Origin of the sequence: Bacteroides xylanisolvens (genome assembly GCF_018289135.1) — a bacterium.
Classification (GTDB): domain Bacteria; phylum Bacteroidota; class Bacteroidia; order Bacteroidales; family Bacteroidaceae; genus Bacteroides; species Bacteroides xylanisolvens.
This window is the reverse complement of record NZ_CP072216.1, coordinates 2,602,844-2,620,876: the sequence shown is the minus strand read 5'-3', so window position 1 is coordinate 2,620,876 and position 18,033 is coordinate 2,602,844. Positions and strand designations below refer to the sequence as shown.

The following is an 18,033-nucleotide window of genomic DNA, read 5'->3' as shown; positions in this document are numbered from 1 at the left end:
ATCGGACGCCAGTCTTTTTTTCTAAACCAAATGAATCTTTTGCTGTTATTAATAAAAAAGGACAGAAGTTATGCTTGTACTAGATTTAGGAAAATGGATGAACAAAATCCTGATAGATTGGGGAATAGACCCGACAGTTGCCGACCGTTTTGATGAGACTATTATTGCTGTGCTGATGATAGCAATTGCTATCGGTCTGAATTATCTCTGCCAGGCGATTCTTATAGGAGGAATGAAGCGGTACACCCGTCGGAAACCGCACCTTTGGAATACGTTGCTGATGAAGCGCAAAGTGTTTCACAACCTGATTCATACGGTTCCGGCTTTTCTGGTTTATTCTTTACTGCCAATGGCTTTTATTCGTGGCAAGGACTTATTGCTTATTTCCCAGAAAGCTTGTGCCGTTTACATAATCTTTTCTTTGCTGTTGGCCATTAATGGGATTCTATTGATGATAATGGATATCTACGACGGGAAGGAGTCAATGAAGAACCGTCCGATGAAAGGATTCATTCAGGTGTTGCAGGTGCTTCTGTTCTTTGTCGGTGGAATCATTATCATTGCCATTATTGTGAATAAGTCCCCAGCCAGTTTGTTTGCGGGATTAGGGGCTTCGGCCGCCATACTGATGCTGGTATTCAAGGATTCCATACTAGGATTTGTGGCGGGGATCCAGCTTTCCGCCAATGATATGGTTCGTCCGGGCGACTGGATAACGCTTCCTTCCGGTGCTGCCAATGGCACAGTGCAGGAGATTACTCTGAATACAGTCAAGATTCAGAATTTCGATAATACGATTTCTACCGTTCCCCCTTATACCTTGGTCAGCAGCCCTTTCCAGAACTGGCGGGGAATGGTGCAATCAGGAGGACGAAGGGTAATGAAGAATATAACCCTGGATTTGACTACGCTCCAATTCTGTACGCCCGAAATGCTCGACCGTTATCGGAAGGAAATCCCTTTGATGGCGGATTATCAGCCTGAAGAAGGTGTAGTACCTACCAATTCCCAGGTTTATCGTGTATATATCGAGCGTTATTTGTGCAGCTTGCCTGTGGTGAATCAAGATTTGGACTTGATTATCAGCCAGAAAGAAGCCACGATGTATGGAGTACCTATTCAAGTTTACTTCTTCTCCCGAAACAAAGTTTGGAAAGAATACGAACGTATCCAGTCGGACATCTTCGACCATTTGCTGGCAATGGTTCCCAAGTTTGACTTGAAGGTTTATCAGTATTCGGATTAATATAACAAAATTCGTTTTATAATGTCCGGAATCGTTTGTATTTATGCCTGTTTTCACGTATCTTCGTCTAGTGATTCATAAAAAGCCGATAAAAAGATGAAATATCCTATTGGAATACAGAGCTTTGACCGCCTTCGTGAAGACGGTTTTGTTTATGTAGACAAGACTGCCTTAGTTTACAACCTTGTGCAAACGGGTTCAATCTATTTCTTGAGTCGTCCCCGTCGTTTTGGGAAGAGTCTGTTGGTGAGTACACTTGCCTGTTATTTTCAGGGGCGGAAAGAACTTTTCGACGGACTGGCAATTGCTGACCTTGAAAAAGACTGGTTGCAATATCCTATTTTCCGCATTGACTTTAACGGTGGGCCATACACCCAACCGGGAGTGCTCGAAGCAACTATCGAAGGGTATTTAGGCAATTGGGAAGACATCTATGGCAAAAATCTGAACTATACTACCACAGGTGACCGCTTCAAGGAACTGCTCCGCCGTGCTTATGAACGGACAGGGCAGCGTGCGGTAGTACTGATTGATGAATATGACAAACCAATTCTCGATGTGTTGGATACCGGAACTTACACCTGCAACCATGTAGGAGAGAAACTTTTGCTTGAAGACCATCACAGGGAAATTCTGAAATCTTTTTATTCCACCTTCAAAGGAGCTGACGAATACTTGAAATTCGTACTGTTGACGGGAGTTACGAAATTTTCGCAAGTAAGTGTGTTCAGTGGCTTCAACCAACCAAAAGACATTAGTATGGATGAACGCTACGAATCACTATGCGGAATCACTCAGGAAGAATTGGAGAAATACTTCGCAGAACCCATCTCGCGATTGGCAACTAAATACGAATGTACGGTGGAGGAAATGAAGGACTGGTTGAAACGGCAGTACGATGGCTATCATTTTAGTACGAACATGGCCGCCATCTATAATCCGTTTAGCATACTTAATGCCTTTGATATGAATGAAATCCGTGACTACTGGTTCGCCACCGGTACCCCGACTTATTTGATACGTCTGCTACAACACAGTCGCGAACAGATGAATGAACTAACAGGAAAATTCTACGACCCAACTATGTTTATAGACTACAAAGCGGATGTGGAACAGCCCCTACCAATGATTTTTCAAAGCGGATACCTCACAATCAAGGAATATAATAAAAAAATGGGAACCTATCTGCTCGATTTCCCAAACAACGAAGTACGGAAGGGATTCTTGTCTGTATTAGCAGCCAATTATATGAAGCCGAAGAGTAAAGAAGTGACGAGTTGGATAACAGATGCCGTGATGGACCTTGAACGCGGTGATACAGATGCGTTCCGCCGTTCCCTCACCTCTTTTTTGGCAAGTATTCCCTATGACTCCCACGGCTCGTTGAAAGATATAGATATAACAGAAAAGCATTTTCAATACACTTTTTATCTATTGCTTCGACTGATAGGCGTATATTGCACCGCCATCCATTGCGAGGACCGCCAAAGCTACGGACGGGTGGATTGTACGCTGGAGATGGAGGATTACGTCTATATCTTTGAATTCAAAATGGATGGAACAGCACAGGAAGCTCTGGAACAAATAGAGAAGACTGGCTACGCCAAGCCTTATTTGGCAGACAAACGAAAAGTGATTTGCATCGGAGTGAACTTCTCATCTGTCACACGGACAGTAGAAGACTGGGAAGAAGTTTCTATCGTATGAGAAATATCATAATTATTTTCCAAGATATATTTGTTGTTCATTCATTATTATAGAAAGAACTAACGAGACGGTACTTTATTAATATAAAATCAGCTCGAAGTCTGCATAAATAGGTAAATGGTCGCTGACACCGCCTTGATACTTCATCCCCTTATAAGTGCGGAAAGGTTCTTTATCACCATATTTTTCGTCATCTTTCAGTAAAAAGGGGAGAAGGCATACATTTGCTTTTTCTTCGCTGGTGAAAAAGTGATTTGATTGATTTAATAGAGTGCCTGATACAATCAAGTGATCGAGTAATCCCCATTCACCACGATATTTGTAAGAACCGAAGTCTTTTGATTTAGCTTTCCGGGCGAGTAGGTGATATAGTTTTAATGAGGAGGGGGCAACTGTTGAGAAGTTGGTGGAGCCGGTTGTTGAGGCTAGGTTATTGGTAGTAACAGGAGGTGCTTCGGCTTCCAGTATTTTCTGAATAGATTGATTCGTCGGGTAATCGTTGAAATCCCCCATAATAATGACTTGCGGAAGAGAACGAATGCTCATAATGCTATCAACTTCCATACGCAGAATATGAGCTGCATATAAGCGATAGGATTCCGATTCTTTGGCTCCACCCGAACGGCTGGGGAGGTGGCAGACAAATACGTCGAGGGTATCTCCCGTCAGTAGAAGTCCGCTGACGTGTAGCAAATCTCTTGTCGGGCGGTATTGCTTCAACGGAGGGATGGAAATGGAACGGGAAGATAATAGTTTGAATAAATCCCGTTGATAAAGCAAGGCTACGTCAATTCCTCTTAAATCAGGGGAGTTGGTCATTACATAACGATAACTAAGCTCTTTTAAAGGAGAACGGCGGGTCAGGTCACGAAGCACTGTATCATTTTCTACTTCACATAATCCGACTAATGCAGGCGGACTCCATTCGCCAATAGCAGTAATTACACGGGCAACGTCAACCAGCTTTTTTTTATATCTGCTATAATTCCAATGACGCATCGCGTCGGGAAGAAATTCATGATCGTTCTTCAAACTGTCGTGGTGTGTATCAAACTGGTTTTCTATGTTCCAACTTACAACGCGGAAAGGGATTCTTTCTTGTTGAGAGGGGACTTGTGTGTCGTGATAGCCTTGTCCTTCGTGAGAATCTTGTGCGATAGCATAAGAAGGAGCAAAGAAACTTACAGCTATTAAATTCATTGCAAAAAAGAGCATGGCAACAGCTACTCTCTTTTCACTGTTACCATACTCTTCTTTATGTTGACTTATCTGTCTGTTATTTCTTGGCAGGAACATGTGCCAAGATATCCAATAGATGTTTCCAGAATTTCTCAACGGTAGGAATAAGCATTCGTTCGTCAGGAGAGTGAACACCTGTCAGTGTCGGTCCGAAAGAAATCATATCCAGCGTTGGATATTTATCAAGGAACAGACCACATTCCAATCCTGCATGGATGGCTTTAACTTTCGCGTCTACACCAAACAGACGCTTGTAAGATTCAACAGCCACTTCGAGGATAGCCGAGTGGGGATTCGGTTTCCATCCCGGATAACCCTCGCCAAACGTAACATTGGCTCCCGCCAGTTGGAATACAGCACGAACCGTGTTCGCCATATCGTTGCGTGCGGATAGTATCGAGCTCCGCTGACTAGTTTCAATGCGGATGACATGATTCGGCTTCATCTTGACAGATGCCAGGTTGGTAGAAGTTTCCACCAGTCCGGGAATATCCTGGCTCATGGCGTATACACCGTGAGGAGCTGCATACAGAGCTTTTAATAAACGGGTAGTGGTATCCTGGTCGATAGCCGTCTTGCGGGGAGTTTCCGATTCGAGAACCAACTTTAAGTCGGGCTCTACAACGGATAATTCGTCTTCCATTTCGCTGGTGAAGATATTCAGTTCGGTGCGGACATCATGTTTGGCATCTTCGGGAACAGCACAGATAGTGTATGCCTCGCGGGGAATAGCGTTGCGCAGATTACCACCGTTGATTTCACAGAGGTACAGATCGTGTCTGGCAGCCATGCGGGAAAGGAAACGGTTCAGTATTTTGTTGGCATTTCCCCGTCCCAAATGAATATCACCACCGGAGTGACCACCTTTCAAACCTTTCACTTCCACTTTGAAGAAGAAATATCCGGCAGGAATTTCCACCTCTTTATATGTAAATTCTGCAACGGAGTCAATGCCTCCGGCACAGCCGATAAAGATTTCCCCTTCATCTTCCGAATCGAGGTTCAGAAGAATATCACCGCTCATAAAGCCTTCCTGCAGGGCGAAAGCTCCGGTAAGCCCCGTTTCTTCGTCTACGGTAAACAGACATTCCAACGGACCATGTTCAATGCTGTCGTCAGCCAGAATAGCCAGTTCGGTAGCTACACCGATACCGTTGTCGGCTCCGAGGGTAGTGCCTTTGGCTTTCAGCCATTCACCGTCAATTTCCGTTTCGATGGGGTCGGTGAGGAAGTCATGTTGAACGTCATTGTTCTTTTCGCACACCATGTCGATATGTGATTGCAATACGACGGTTTGAAGATTTTCCTTTCCCGGAGTAGCGGGTTTTTTAATCAATACGTTGCCGGCTTCGTCCACCTTGGTTTCCAGGTTATGTTTTGCTCCGAATGCCTTCAGGTAGGCAATCATTTTCTCTTCCTTCTTCGAAGGGCGTGGCACTTGGCAGATTTCTTCGAAATACTTGAATACGCCAGCCGGCTTTAAGTCTTTTTTTTCCATGCTGTTTTTATTTTATAATAGGAATAGAAGGGCTGTTTTCGCTTCTTCTATTGCTAAATATGGTTAATTTGATTGACTTATCTGAACTCATATCTCATTAAAGCCTATCTTTGCACTCACAAAATTAATAGAAATGGTTGAGACTATACTGATAACTTTGTTAATAGTTGCTATTTCCCTGGTATTATTAGGGGTGAAAGTATTCTTTACGAAGGGTGGAAAATTCCCGAATGGTCATGTGAGCGGGAATAAAACGTTGCGTCAGAAAGGAATCGGATGCGCACAGTCGCAGGATCGCGAAGCACAAAAGAAACCGCGTTTTTCTATTGATGAGTTGGAAAAAGCCTTGAACGATAGTATGAATTAAATTTATTAAAAACAATACTTATTAATTATGAATAGAATGAACTACCTCATGAACGGTTTGGCTGCTCTTGCGTTTATCGTTTTATTTTCACAATGTGCTGGCAAAACTGACAATCAAACTACAAGTACTCCGGCACAGGCTAATGCCGAACTGTCAGGAATGAAAATTGCCTATGTTGAAATAGATACGCTGCTTGCCAAATACAATTTCTGTATTGACTTGAATGAGGCGATGGTAAAGAAGAGCGAGAACGTTCGCATGACATTGAATCAGAAGGCTACCTCTTTGAACAAGGAAAAACAAGATTTCCAGAAGAAAGTAGAAAACAATGCTTTCCTGTCACAAGATAGAGCGCAGCAAGAATACAACCGTCTGGTGAAGTTGGAACAAGATTTGCAAGAGTTGAGTAACAAACTTCAGAATGGTTTGATGGAAGAGAACAACAAGAACAGCTTGCAGTTCCGCGATTCTATCAACGCTTTCCTGAAAGAATATAATAAGACTCACGGATATAGCCTGATTTTCAGCAACACAGGTTTTGATAACCTGCTTTATGCTGACAGCACTTTTAATATCACAAAAGAAATTGTTGATGGGTTGAATGCAAGATATTCACCTGTGAAGAAATAATAGTGAAGGATAAAAAATAAACGTTCCGTTTCCTGATAAAAAGGACGGAACGTTATTCAATATTTTTTTCGATTTCTGCCTGTTCAAGACTGTAAAGCTATGAACAGGCTTTTTTTATGCCCTTTCTTTTTCTTCTTCCTGCGGAATACGGAAAGCGGTGTAAAGTTCGAGGATAGCAGCAACCGTGAGGCAGGCAATCCATTCATTGCCTCGGGTGGTAAACATAAAGGCTCCGGTCAGGATCAGCGCCAATGCTCCGAATATCTGCTGAACGCGTAGGCGTTTTAGTGTTTTGCCTTTTCCTTTGACGGGCGTGTTCACTTGTGCCAATGCGAAAAATCCGGCTCCGATAGTATATATGTAAGGAGCATAGATCCATCCGGTGATAAATACAGCTGCTCCGGTGAGAGCCATGATAGCGCCTACAACGAAAAGGGCGGGTACTAATTGTTTCATTCTTTAATCTTCAAAAACGTAAATATCTTCGTTGGGTTTCTTCATCAGATACTTTTCACGGGCGATCTGCTCGATGGCGTCCGGATTGGTCGTTATTTCGTTGAGACGCTTGGTGTTCTCTTCGTAATCTGCCCGATATTTTTCTATCTCTTCTTTCAACTGGCTGATCTCCCGTTCATATCCGAAACGACGAACTAGGCTGTTCTCGTCCAGAAAGCCAATGATAACAGCAAACGCAACGACCGTAATGAGATACTTTCGTCTGCGTATGAAACTCCAGATACTGATTAGTTTACCCATAATTTCTCCTTTTAATATCTGCAAAGATAAAACTAATAACTTAAAAACTTATCGCTTTAGCTTCAAAACTTCTCTCTTTATCCCTTATTACATCTCACTTTTTTTGTGTACATTTGCAGAGTAAGCGAAAACAGGCTTCACTCGGCATAGTTCAAGCTAGCTTGACTCTGCTCTCATTTGCACTGTTTTTGCAGAGTAAGCGAAAATTCAAAAAAACAGAGAGAATCCCGGATATGGAAAACTATATTGTTTCAGCCCGTAAGTACCGTCCGTCCACGTTCGAATCGGTGGTAGGACAGCGGGCGTTGACTACTACGCTGAAAAATGCAATTGCTACCCAAAAACTGGCTCATGCTTATTTGTTTTGCGGACCACGTGGGGTAGGGAAGACCACTTGTGCGCGTATCTTTGCCAAAACCATCAATTGTATGACGCCTACTGCCGACGGAGAGGCTTGTAATCAGTGTGAGTCATGTGTAGCTTTCAACGAACAGCGATCATACAATATTCACGAACTCGATGCTGCTTCCAACAACTCGGTAGATGACATTCGCCAGTTGGTGGAGCAAGTACGCATCCCGCCGCAGATTGGTAAGTATAAGGTATATATCATCGACGAGGTGCACATGCTTTCGGCATCTGCTTTCAATGCGTTCCTGAAAACGCTGGAAGAACCTCCCCGTCATGCTATCTTTATCCTGGCTACGACGGAGAAGCATAAGATTCTCCCTACCATTCTTTCCCGTTGTCAGATTTATGACTTTAACCGGATAAGCGTGGAAGATACGGTGAATCATTTGTCGTATGTTGCTTCGAAAGAAGGAATCACGGCGGAGCCGGAAGCACTGAACGTGATAGCTATGAAGGCAGACGGTGGTATGCGTGATGCTTTGTCTATCTTCGATCAGGTTGTAAGTTTCACCGGAGGAAATATCACCTATAAGAGTGTGATTGATAATCTGAACGTTCTTGATTATGAATATTATTTCCGCCTGACGGATTGTTTCCTCGAAAATAAGGTAAGTGATGCTTTGTTGCTTTTCAATGATATATTGAATAAAGGCTTTGACGGAAGTCATTTTATTACCGGATTATCGTCTCATTTCCGTGACCTGTTGGTGGGGAAAGACCCGGTGACATTGCCTCTACTGGAAGTGGGAGCGAGCATACGTCAACGCTATCAGGAACAGGCGCAGAAATGTCCGTTACCTTTCCTGTACCGGGCCATGAAGCTTTGTAATGAGTGTGATTTGAATTACCGCATCAGCAAAAATAAGCGTTTGCTGGTAGAACTGACCTTGATACAGGTTGCACAGCTTACCACCGAGGGGGATGACGTGAGTGGTGGGCGTGGCCCTACGAAGACCATAAAACCCATATTCACACAGCCTGCCGCAGCTCAGCAGCCGCAGGTCGCTTCTGCAACTCAGGTTCAGCAGGCTTCCCTTCATACGTCTCCGTCTTCAGTAACAACACAGGCTGTTAATGGCACTACTGCCCGGCATCCGCAAGCATCTGCAGCAGTGCAACCGGGAGCATCAGCTTCTTCTGGTGCGGCTTCGTCTGCTCCGTCGCAAGGAGCGGGAGTTGCCCCGACTGTCAAGGAAGAACGGAAAATTCCGGTGATGAAGATGTCTAGTTTGGGCGTGTCTATCAAGAATCCGCAGCGCGATCAGACAACGCAGAATACAGTTACCACTCATGTTCCCAGAGTACAGCAACCGGAAGAAGATTTTATTTTCAATGATCGGGATTTGAATTATTACTGGCAGGAATATGCCGGTCAGTTGCCGAAAGAACAGGATGCTCTTACTAAACGTATGCAGATGCTCCGTCCGGTATTGCTTAATAACTCAACGACTTTTGAAGTGGTAGTTGATAATGAGTTTGCTGCAAAGGATTTTACAGCTTTGATTCCTGAATTGCAGAGTTATCTTCGTGGTAGGCTGAAAAACAGCAAAGTGGTGATGACAGTGCGGGTAAGTGAGGCTACGGAAACAATACGTCCTGTGGGACGTGTCGAGAAATTCCAGATGATGGCTCAAAAGAATCAGGCGTTGATGCAGCTGAAAGATGAGTTCGGACTGGAGTTATACTAATGTACTTACTTCTATCGGATTACCATCTTCCAGGAACGAAGGCTTTTATCTATATCGGATACCGGTATGAAAATATGGTCTATACTTTTGATTTTTTATCTTAATGTAAACGTTGATTCATACGGTCTTCGTATCCGTCTGAAGATCTTTTTCCCGGCATGACAATCCACAGGATTATATATATGATTACTCCGGCGAAAGCAGTGAAGAATGTAGCTAATATATACACTATTCTTAGTAAGGTAGGGTCCCATCCGAAATATTCGGCTATTCCGGCGCATACACCTGCGATCATTCGGTTGGAAGAACGGGTTAATTTCTTTTCATTTTCCATGATGTACTTTGTTTTAGTGCGAATACTATACAAATATAAAGAATATCATTGGGATAATCGAATAAAATCGGCAGATTATGGCAGAAAAGTATGGATACCCGGTCATGAAACAACAACGGAAAGGCAAGGGGAGCAATCCATAAATGTTAATCTGGGCGATATATAAAAATGCAGCTTGTTTATTTATTATAGGAGCATTTTTGTATTTTTGTAGCTGCTTAATAAAAAAACAGGAAAGAGTAAATAAGCGTTGTGAAAGTCAAATGATGCATAATACGATAAACTCACTTAAAGCCAAGTCAAACATGAGCAATAGTTCCATCAATGAGCTGTTTGCTCATAGCTCTTTATTGGAACTGCCCAAAAAACATATCCTAACGTCCTCTTTCCAGAATGATAAAAACTTTTATTTCATTGAAAAAGGTATAGCACGCTCATATTGTGTAATTAACGACAAAGAACTCACCTCATGGTTTAGTACAGAAGGAGATATCGTTTTTTCGACGAACAATTTTTATGGGAACCAACAAGGGTACGAATATGAAGTTGTTCAGTTATTGGAAAATACGGTATTATATGCCGTGCCGATAAAAGATTTAGAAAAGCTGTATCAGACTAATATAGAAATAGCGAACTGGTCAAGGATTTTGCATCAAGAGGCTTTTATAATGAATGAAAAACGTTTAATTTCAAGACTGTATAAGTCAGCGGAAGAACGATATATAGAATTGTTGCAAACACGTCCGGATCTCTTCCAAAGAGTAAATTTGGGTTATATTGCATCTTTTTTAGGCATCTCTCAAGTTACGTTGTGCCATTTGAGGAACAAGATTAAATAATAGGGTTGTTTCGTTTCCTTCGCATTGCTTTATTCTGCTTTTTTAAGTAGTTTAAAAAAAATGTCATACCATTGTCCTAACTTTGCAATTGAAAAAATTGAATACCAAATGAAAAATGTGAATCATATAGTATGGGCTGATTTAATTCGTGTGATAGCCATTTTAATGGTCATCTGTATCCATTGTTCAGACCCTTTCAATGTTTCTCCTGAAGCTCGTTTAAATCCGGAGTATAACTTATGGGGGAGTATTTATGGAGCTTTCTTGCGTCCGTGCGTACCGTTGTTTGTGATGCTGACAGGAATGTTATTATTACCGGTAGAACAGGAAATCGGACAATTTTATAAAAAAAAGATGCTTCGTGTAATAGTCCCTTTTATTGTATGGTCTTTATTATATAATTTGTTTCCGTGGTTTACGGGTATTTTAGGGCTGGATAATTCTGTTTTGTCTGAAATGTTTGCGTATGCAGGAGAGTCTCCAAGTCAAACTTGGGATAGTTGCTTGCATAATATTCTTATGATTCCTTTTAACTTCAATACATATACAGTTCCTTTATGGTACATATATATGTTGATAGGATTATATTTGTATATGCCTTTTTTTTCTGCATGGCTGAAACAAGCAACAGAGAAACAAATGAAAATATTCTTATCCGTTTGGTTTATCACCTTATTTCTGCCTTATTGCCAAGAATATATATCCAGCTATATAGGAGGTACTTGTGCTTGGAATGACTATGGCACTTTATATTATTTTTCAGGTTTTAGCGGTTATCTGCTTTTAGGCTATTATTTGAAAGACAGAAACAAGTTGTCGGTGAAAAAGACTGTTATTTTATCTCTCATTCTTTTTAGTGTCGGTTATGCCATAACGTATTATGGATTCAGGAATATGACTTCACAACCTGATATTACAGAGCGCCAAATGGAATTATTCTTTTTATACTGTTCGCCCAATGTCTTTTTAATGACGGTTGCCTGGTATTTATTAATTCAAAAAGTAAAGGTAACGTCTCCCTTAATTATATCAGCCTTAAAGAATATAACAAAATGTGGACTGGGTATCTATATGATACATTATTTTGCTGTAGGAATAGGTTATTTAGCAATTGACAGAATTGATTTACCTATATTCATGCGTATTCCAGCGACAGCTTTATTTGTGTTTATCGTATCGTGGTGTATAGTTGCATTATTCTACAAAGTGCTGCCTAAGGCTGCGAAATGGATAATGGGATAGTTTAGTTTTGCTACATAAATGAAAAACGGATAAAAGAAAAAAGGGGGCAGTCCGAAAATTAAGGGGGAGTGATTTGGGGCAATCACATTCTTAAAATAAACACATAGCGGCCCATATCGAGCGTTTCATCATACCGAAGAACGCCACAAGTCCACGCAGCAGTTCGACAAGCTAAGGCGGAACATACGGCAGCCCATACAGCAACGGAAAGGCAAGGTGGGATGAAGCTATAACCGTGTTATCTCGCTGGAAAACAATAAAAAAGTGCTATTCATAATCCTTTGTGAATAACATTTTTCTATATTTGCAAATAAAAAAGTACATCGGGAGCTGTGCCGCATACGTGACGAACAAAAGACTTTCGGAAAAATACACGTGAATACAGAATTACAACCACATATATAAAACATGAAAGCAACAATACCATATAAAAGAATTGAAAACACTCTGTTTGCTATTATCCCTCTACTCGTGGGATGGCGTATCACTTCTTATTATACATCTGCTTTACCCGATTTCGACATAGCGGCTAACGATATATTCATAACGATAGAATGTAAAGTGCAGACATTTGTATTATGGGGGATTATGTTATTCTTTTTCTACGTCATCGGAAAACAAGTGAATAATATACGGAAAAGACGGTTGTTCAAGATAACTGCCGTGTTGGTATATTGGTTAATCGTGTGGGGTATCTGCTACTACCAATGTGCCATAGAAGCGGTGCGGAACTGGAATGATATGATGAATGGGAATGTTGGATAGACTAAGTATTTACAGTTATCCGAATTATCAATATAAACAAACTATGACAGGAAAACAGGTGACATGAAGAAACGAAAAAAAAAGAGCAACAAGCAATCGAGGCGTGAAATCATTGCCGATGTCAAGCGTAGAGAGGTTGAGTGGAGAAAGGAAAGGAGAAAGGAAAGGTGGCGTATATGCAAATCCCATATCATGTTGTGGGGAACATTTATATCTTTCTTCTTATTACTTATATTCGTCATGCTGTCAGATATACGTAATACCTTCTCCAACATCATACTTGGATTGATAGCCATTAACGGTGGGATTTATCTATTTATGTACATCCTGTTTAAAGCAGCCCGGAATCTGACCATCCGGATACCTCTGAAAAATGGCGAAAGTACGGGAAATACGCAATGGTTGCTGGATTCTTCGGAAACTTTGGTAGAGCCTGAATATTTAAGCCGGTGTGATGACAAACAGATTGTTATTGATAATGACGGCATATCGGTGAGAGTATTGTTTTTTCTGATCTGGCTTGTTATATTTTTAGCTATGGTTTATCTCGGTTTAACTCCTTCAAAACTTGCAACTGAAGATTATGGAAGTACATTACTGCTTCTTGAGTTGTACTTGCTTATCCTGGCACTAGGAATAAGTGCCATTCTACAACCTTGGCAGCGGATTGTTTTTGATCGTGTTTCCAGAACTGTAACTATACCAGGACGACTTCTGCTGCATAAAAAAGAAACCATACCTTATAGTCAGGCTGAACTCACGATTCGTTATTACATGGGGCGTGGTTCGTTGGGGGTTGTGACAAGTATAATAATTTCCAATTCCAATTCACCCAGCCTGTTAAGTGGAGTTTCCTTAATGCCAGGCGATATAGATGAAGCCAGGCGTTTTGCACGCTTCATACAACTATACATGGAAAAAGAGGAGTTGCCGGACATACCAGAATTTGAGAAATACAGGAATGAAGTAAACGTTTAAATTGAAATAATAATGGGTAGAATCATTTTATTTTTTTTAGGAAGTGCATTGTTTTTGTCCGGCTGCAAGAATAGTAAACAGCCGGAAGGTTATAATTCTGTTAATATTATTGAATATGTTAATGTTTATGATGAAAACAACAGGATTCTAACCGCACAGGGTACTGAATATGACTATCTCTATTTTGGAGACAATAAAGATAAAGAGATCTTGGCTGATGTAAATAATTTTACAACGATATATAGTTATGATAATGATTCTTCCTGCTATACTGTAAAGGAACCCTTGTCGGAATCATTGCTAAAAACAATGAGATACACTGAAAATACCATAGAAGAACTTGTATTGGAAAATAATAAGGACACATTTAGTTATTCTTTTTCTCTCTATCATGATAAGAATAAACCTAAGTATAAAAAAGATATTATAATATTAGGAGATGAACCCTTTTCTGACTCAAGATATGAGGAATACTACTACTATGATAATAATGGAAATAATACGAAAAAAATCTATCATGACTTGAACACCGGGGAAAGAGAAGAAACCTATAAATTTAATGATACAGATTATAAGGAAGCTGTTAATCTTGTCCCTTCTTCCGATTACAAACAAAACATCGAGTGTTCATTGAAACAAACTGTTAATGATACCTTAATCACTCGGATTACCTTAAACGGTGTAATTAATAGAGTGATGAAGGAATACATTGATGGAAAAAAGAAAATTAAGGAAGAGTTTGACAATGACATGACTTTAATCAATAAAGAAACAGAGTATGAAGAAAGAGGACTGAAGGTAAATGTTAATCATACTTTAAGAAGTACAGGTTACTCAACCGACAGTATCTATTATGAAGGAAACAAAAAAGTTAAGCATATTTATAATTCTGACTACAATGGCACCATAACAGTTGAAATTTCAGAATATGATGAGCAAGGAAATATAATAAAGAAAACAATAAAACTCCGATGGGCGTCAGATAATAAAATTACTAGTTGAATACAAACTTATTTATATTTACATTATTTACAGGTTATTGCATCTCTATTTCAAACAGATAATGTTTGTCTGTTTTACCATTTTTTGATTAATATCAAACAGAATAATTGGTTAGCATTGGCTATATATCTTTCTCTTTTTTTGCCAGCTGCTTTTATAAAATTGTCGCCGATAGTTTGTATTTTCGGGAAAAGCTATTATATATGCAAATGAAAGAGTTATTTGCCAGCATAGTAACGTAAATCTCTGAAAATCGCACGGTTGCTAACTCGTTACCGCCACTTCTCAAATAATTCGCTAAAAGTTTATTTCTCAATCGGTTAAGTCTGATCGATGAAAATCTAAAATAGATTCATTCTTACACGGTTTTGATTCTTTTCACCACAGAGGACACGGAGAACACAGAGGTGAATTTGTTTTATGACTTACGGTTGTGACCCTAATTTTGATGCGTAATCCTCCTACCATAAAGTTGAAAAAACATGAAAACATCTGCCACCTGCAACGAAAAGCGTGTAATGTACTAGTTGATAAATAGTTGGAGCGTTGCAGATACCTGCGGCAGATAGGTTGCAGATAAAGTATCTGCAACACAGTATAAACCTTACATAAGCTAATTCTCCAGTAAGCACTCATTGTATGGCTGTCCCTTTTTCTATACTCTGTAGTGGAGTATATAGCATCTCTTTATCTAATAATTAGTATTCTTTATTATTGTTGATAGGTAATAGTGACATGTAATTTGTTTCTCCTGCCGTTAATTTAGTTAAAATCTCCGCTATATATTTAACCGGCCGTAATCCATTCATCTTACATGTTTCAATAATCGAGTATAGCATAGAAGCATTCTTTGCTCCTAGTTCAGAACCGCAAAACAGATAATTCTTCCGTCCCATGCAAATGGGTTTCATCATCCTCTCGGCCGGATTATTATCTATTTCCGCCTTTCCATTTTGCACATAACGCGATACTGCTTCCCATTCATTGACAGCATATCTGACCGCTTTTAGAAAAAGGTTGGCTGTATCTCCGCGGGTTTGCTCAAAAACAGGTTGTATCATCTGCCATATTTCTGCCAATATAGGAATTGCCCTCTTCTGACGTTCCATCCTGCGTTCATCTTCGGAGAGAAGATTAATTCTGCAATCCGCCTCCACCCAGTATAGGTTTGATATCAGGTTAATTATATCTGCAGACCGATGGTCGGTCTGTAATGCATCGACAAACTTTCGCCTGACGTGTGCCATACATCCGTACCGTGTTATTGAGGAATCTTCCCGTTCAAACATTTTATAGACATTGTATCCGTCGGTGGTGACACTTCCCCGGAAGCCTGCAAAGAACTTTTGGGCGACCTTCATGCTACGGCTGCCGTTGTCATACAGATAATAGGCTATTTTCCGGTCGGGATTCTTTATTCCCCAAATGTATTGTTTACGGTATTCATACTTACCCTTCTGCTGGTTGTACACTCTGACCTGTTCGGTAGTCTCATCACTGAACAGCATGCTTCCGGGTGTGAGAAGCAACTGCCGGAAAGGTTCCTCAAGCTTGCACAACTCCTTCATGTGCCTCTTTATCCAGGCCAAAACGGTAGAGGTGTTGAAACGTGCACCGGCATCCTTGAGACGGTCTACGACCCGTTCAAGAGACAAACCGTACTGGTATTTGTCAACCAAAATGCGGGCCATCAGTTCAAAATCCACAGGATATCCTTCAAGGACGTTCTCAAACGGTCTGCGGGTATCATTTTTGTCTGTAGGCTGATAATAGTTTGAGATGTTTCCCTGTGTATCCACCAGCCGTACAAGTTTGAATACATGTTTGACCACTTGATGTTGAATCGAGTATTGAATCCATTCACGTATGCCTATCTTGCGTGCACCCGAAGGGATATCCGATTCATCACAGTAATGTACCACCACATTCTCCGCACCGGTGGACTGCTTGCCATAATCCTTACGGCAGGAAGGGGATTCAGGCCGGGGAGCGGCCTCAGAAGAGGTTGATTCCGCAGCTTTCTGCTCCAAGTCTTCAACCGGAGCCGAAGGAGCGGAGCCGTCAAAATCATCCTTATCCTCTTTGAGGTCTTTTTGCTTCGTTGCGGACAAGGAAGATTTCTTCTCGGATTTACGCCCGTATAACTGCCGTTTCTGTCTGGCAATCTCATAAAGCTCATCAGCACGCGTATTCTCGAGCGCTTCAAGGGCACTGGAAAGCTCCTGTATTTTCTCTTCTGCGGCTGACTTGGCCTCAAGGGTCCGAGAAAGACGGTTGGAAAGCGCCTTGTTGTCATGTCTCATGCTTTTCAGTTCCTCAAGTGCCCTGTCAAGTTTAGACAGGATCTGCATATTACCCGACTGCTGTTCACGCTGCAAGTCGTCAAGCAGGTTTCGAAGCCGCAGGATCTCATCATCCTTTGACAGTAGCTGGGCGATTAATATGTTGATCGTTTCCTTGTCTTCCATGTCGCAAATATACAAAAAAAAACTGACTTATGCAAGACTTTTAATATATTAATATATTGATAGTCAGATATATAACCGCATACAATCGATTCTTCTGTAACCTCGTACTACCCTACGAGTAATTCTTTGCGGACAGTACCCTGGAGCAGAACCACGAGTTTCTCCCAACCGATTTCATAACGATGACTGGCCTTGCAGAAAACAGGCAGGAGGAAACGGTCTTTGTCCAGCTTCTTCCAATAAAGCACGTATCCCCCTGTATCATGATGAAGGATTTTGATGTTCCGCCGGTCCTTACTCAAAAAGATGAAAATGTCCCCTGTGGAGGGCTCTTTGCCCATAATCTTGCGTACCAGTTCGGCAAGGGTGAAAATACCTTTTCGCATATCTACCGGACCTTCGCACAGGTAGAAGCGCATGCTGGGATTCAGCCCTAACATAATGTTCCCAGGTTTTGAAGCAGAGCTGTTATGCTCTCAAGATTAGTGTTACATTTTCGGATCTCAACTCCGTTGCCCAGTTTTAGACGAAACGAAACAATCTCAAAGTTGTCCGATTTGACAGATTTGGGAGATAATGTACAACGTGAATGACCGGAGGGGGAACCGTTCACATGAATAGGAGTCAGCTGCATACCGGAAGGGGAAGTGGGGTTAGTTAATTGACACTTGTAATGACGATACCAGCCAAGGAATTTATAATAATCAACGCCAAAACGATGGCAATACTCCAAAAGAGAGACTTGGCAACCACTGTCGGATGACTGATAAGCAGAAAGAATCTCTAAAAAACAATCAGTAGAGTCCATAAGAATAAAATTTTAAGTTCTGTGCAAAGGTAAAGCTGACTGATAGGATAAACAA

18 protein-coding genes are annotated in these 18,033 nt (G+C 41.1%); 10 read left to right on the top strand and 8 right to left on the bottom strand.

Translation table 11 applies throughout. The features are described 5' to 3' along the window. Positions 1-70 precede the first annotated feature (70 nt). Positions 71-1,246, top strand: a complete 1,176-nt coding sequence (locus INE92_RS11315; RefSeq protein ID WP_008017581.1) for a mechanosensitive ion channel family protein — start codon at positions 71-73, stop codon at positions 1,244-1,246. Positions 1,247-1,342: 96 nt separating this feature from the next. Then, on the top strand, positions 1,343-2,953 hold the full coding sequence (locus tag INE92_RS11310; protein ID WP_004316226.1) for an ATP-binding protein: 1,611 nt from the start codon (positions 1,343-1,345) through the stop codon (positions 2,951-2,953). A 78-nt stretch (positions 2,954-3,031) separates the two neighbouring features. Here the strand turns inward: INE92_RS11310 and INE92_RS11305 are convergent, their stop codons facing one another. Further along, positions 3,032-4,249, bottom strand: coding sequence for an endonuclease/exonuclease/phosphatase family protein (locus INE92_RS11305; RefSeq protein WP_008645821.1), 1,218 nt, complete (start codon positions 4,247-4,249; stop codon positions 3,032-3,034). Next, positions 4,230-5,690 carry an aminoacyl-histidine dipeptidase gene (locus INE92_RS11300; protein WP_008645824.1) on the bottom strand — a complete coding sequence of 487 codons (1,461 nt, stop codon included), beginning with the start codon at positions 5,688-5,690 and terminating at the stop codon, positions 4,230-4,232. The genes INE92_RS11305 and INE92_RS11300 overlap by 20 nt, the downstream gene beginning before the upstream one ends. A gap of 133 nt (positions 5,691-5,823) precedes the next feature. On the opposite strand from INE92_RS11300, the gene INE92_RS11295 reads away from it, so the two are divergent. Next, positions 5,824-6,057, top strand: a complete 234-nt coding sequence (locus INE92_RS11295; protein ID WP_008026083.1) for a hypothetical protein — start codon at positions 5,824-5,826, stop codon at positions 6,055-6,057. 27 nt (positions 6,058-6,084) lie between these two features. Beyond that, the gene (locus tag INE92_RS11290; protein WP_032812121.1) at positions 6,085-6,687 is read left to right on the top strand and encodes an OmpH/Skp family outer membrane protein; all 603 of its coding nucleotides are present in this window, start codon (positions 6,085-6,087) and stop codon (positions 6,685-6,687) included. A 114-nt stretch (positions 6,688-6,801) separates the two neighbouring features. Here INE92_RS11290 and INE92_RS11285 read toward each other — a convergent pair whose 3' ends face one another. Further along, on the bottom strand, positions 6,802-7,143 hold the full coding sequence (locus INE92_RS11285) for a hypothetical protein (protein ID WP_120144005.1): 342 nt from the start codon (positions 7,141-7,143) through the stop codon (positions 6,802-6,804). Between the two features lie 3 nt (positions 7,144-7,146). Then, positions 7,147-7,443, bottom strand: coding sequence for an FtsB family cell division protein (locus INE92_RS11280; RefSeq protein ID WP_004316220.1), 297 nt, complete (start codon positions 7,441-7,443; stop codon positions 7,147-7,149). Positions 7,444-7,676: 233 nt separating this feature from the next. On the opposite strand from INE92_RS11280, the gene INE92_RS11275 reads away from it, so the two are divergent. Further along, positions 7,677-9,542 carry a DNA polymerase III subunit gamma/tau gene (locus INE92_RS11275; protein ID WP_008026087.1) on the top strand — a complete coding sequence of 622 codons (1,866 nt, stop codon included), beginning with the start codon at positions 7,677-7,679 and terminating at the stop codon, positions 9,540-9,542. A 100-nt stretch (positions 9,543-9,642) separates the two neighbouring features. Here the strand turns inward: INE92_RS11275 and INE92_RS11270 are convergent, their stop codons facing one another. Continuing rightward, positions 9,643-9,876 (bottom strand): PspC domain-containing protein, encoded by a 234-nt coding sequence (locus tag INE92_RS11270; RefSeq protein WP_117685175.1) that lies wholly within the window; start codon positions 9,874-9,876, stop codon positions 9,643-9,645. Positions 9,877-10,181: 305 nt separating this feature from the next. Between INE92_RS11270 and INE92_RS11265 the strand changes: the two genes are divergently transcribed. The 5 genes from INE92_RS11265 (at position 10,182) to INE92_RS11245 (ending at position 14,702) form a co-directional block, all read left to right on the top strand. Then, positions 10,182-10,715, top strand: coding sequence for a Crp/Fnr family transcriptional regulator (locus INE92_RS11265; protein ID WP_008645828.1), 534 nt, complete (start codon positions 10,182-10,184; stop codon positions 10,713-10,715). Positions 10,716-10,775: 60 nt separating this feature from the next. After that, entirely contained in the window at positions 10,776-11,957 is a 1,182-nt protein-coding gene (locus INE92_RS11260; RefSeq protein WP_141409654.1) for an acyltransferase, read from the top strand. Between the two features lie 408 nt (positions 11,958-12,365). After that, on the top strand, positions 12,366-12,722 hold the full coding sequence (locus INE92_RS11255; protein WP_032845447.1) for a hypothetical protein: 357 nt from the start codon (positions 12,366-12,368) through the stop codon (positions 12,720-12,722). Positions 12,723-12,785: 63 nt separating this feature from the next. Further along, positions 12,786-13,700, top strand: coding sequence for a hypothetical protein (locus INE92_RS11250; protein ID WP_141409450.1), 915 nt, complete (start codon positions 12,786-12,788; stop codon positions 13,698-13,700). A 12-nt stretch (positions 13,701-13,712) separates the two neighbouring features. Then, on the top strand, positions 13,713-14,702 hold the full coding sequence (locus INE92_RS11245) for a hypothetical protein (protein ID WP_120144354.1): 990 nt from the start codon (positions 13,713-13,715) through the stop codon (positions 14,700-14,702). Between the two features lie 698 nt (positions 14,703-15,400). Here INE92_RS11245 and tnpC read toward each other — a convergent pair. The 3 genes from tnpC to INE92_RS11230 form a co-directional block, all read right to left on the bottom strand. Continuing rightward, the gene (gene tnpC / locus INE92_RS11240) at positions 15,401-17,170 is read right to left on the bottom strand and encodes an IS66 family transposase (RefSeq protein ID WP_141409449.1); all 1,770 of its coding nucleotides are present in this window, start codon (positions 17,168-17,170) and stop codon (positions 15,401-15,403) included. A gap of 107 nt (positions 17,171-17,277) precedes the next feature. Beyond that, positions 17,278-17,610 carry an IS66 family insertion sequence element accessory protein TnpB gene (tnpB, locus tag INE92_RS11235; RefSeq protein WP_004316244.1) on the bottom strand — a complete coding sequence of 111 codons (333 nt, stop codon included), beginning with the start codon at positions 17,608-17,610 and terminating at the stop codon, positions 17,278-17,280. Then, the gene (locus INE92_RS11230) at positions 17,604-17,978 is read right to left on the bottom strand and encodes a hypothetical protein (RefSeq protein ID WP_008641868.1); all 375 of its coding nucleotides are present in this window, start codon (positions 17,976-17,978) and stop codon (positions 17,604-17,606) included. Before INE92_RS11230 ends, tnpB begins: the two co-directional genes overlap by 7 nt. Positions 17,979-18,033 lie beyond the last annotated feature (55 nt).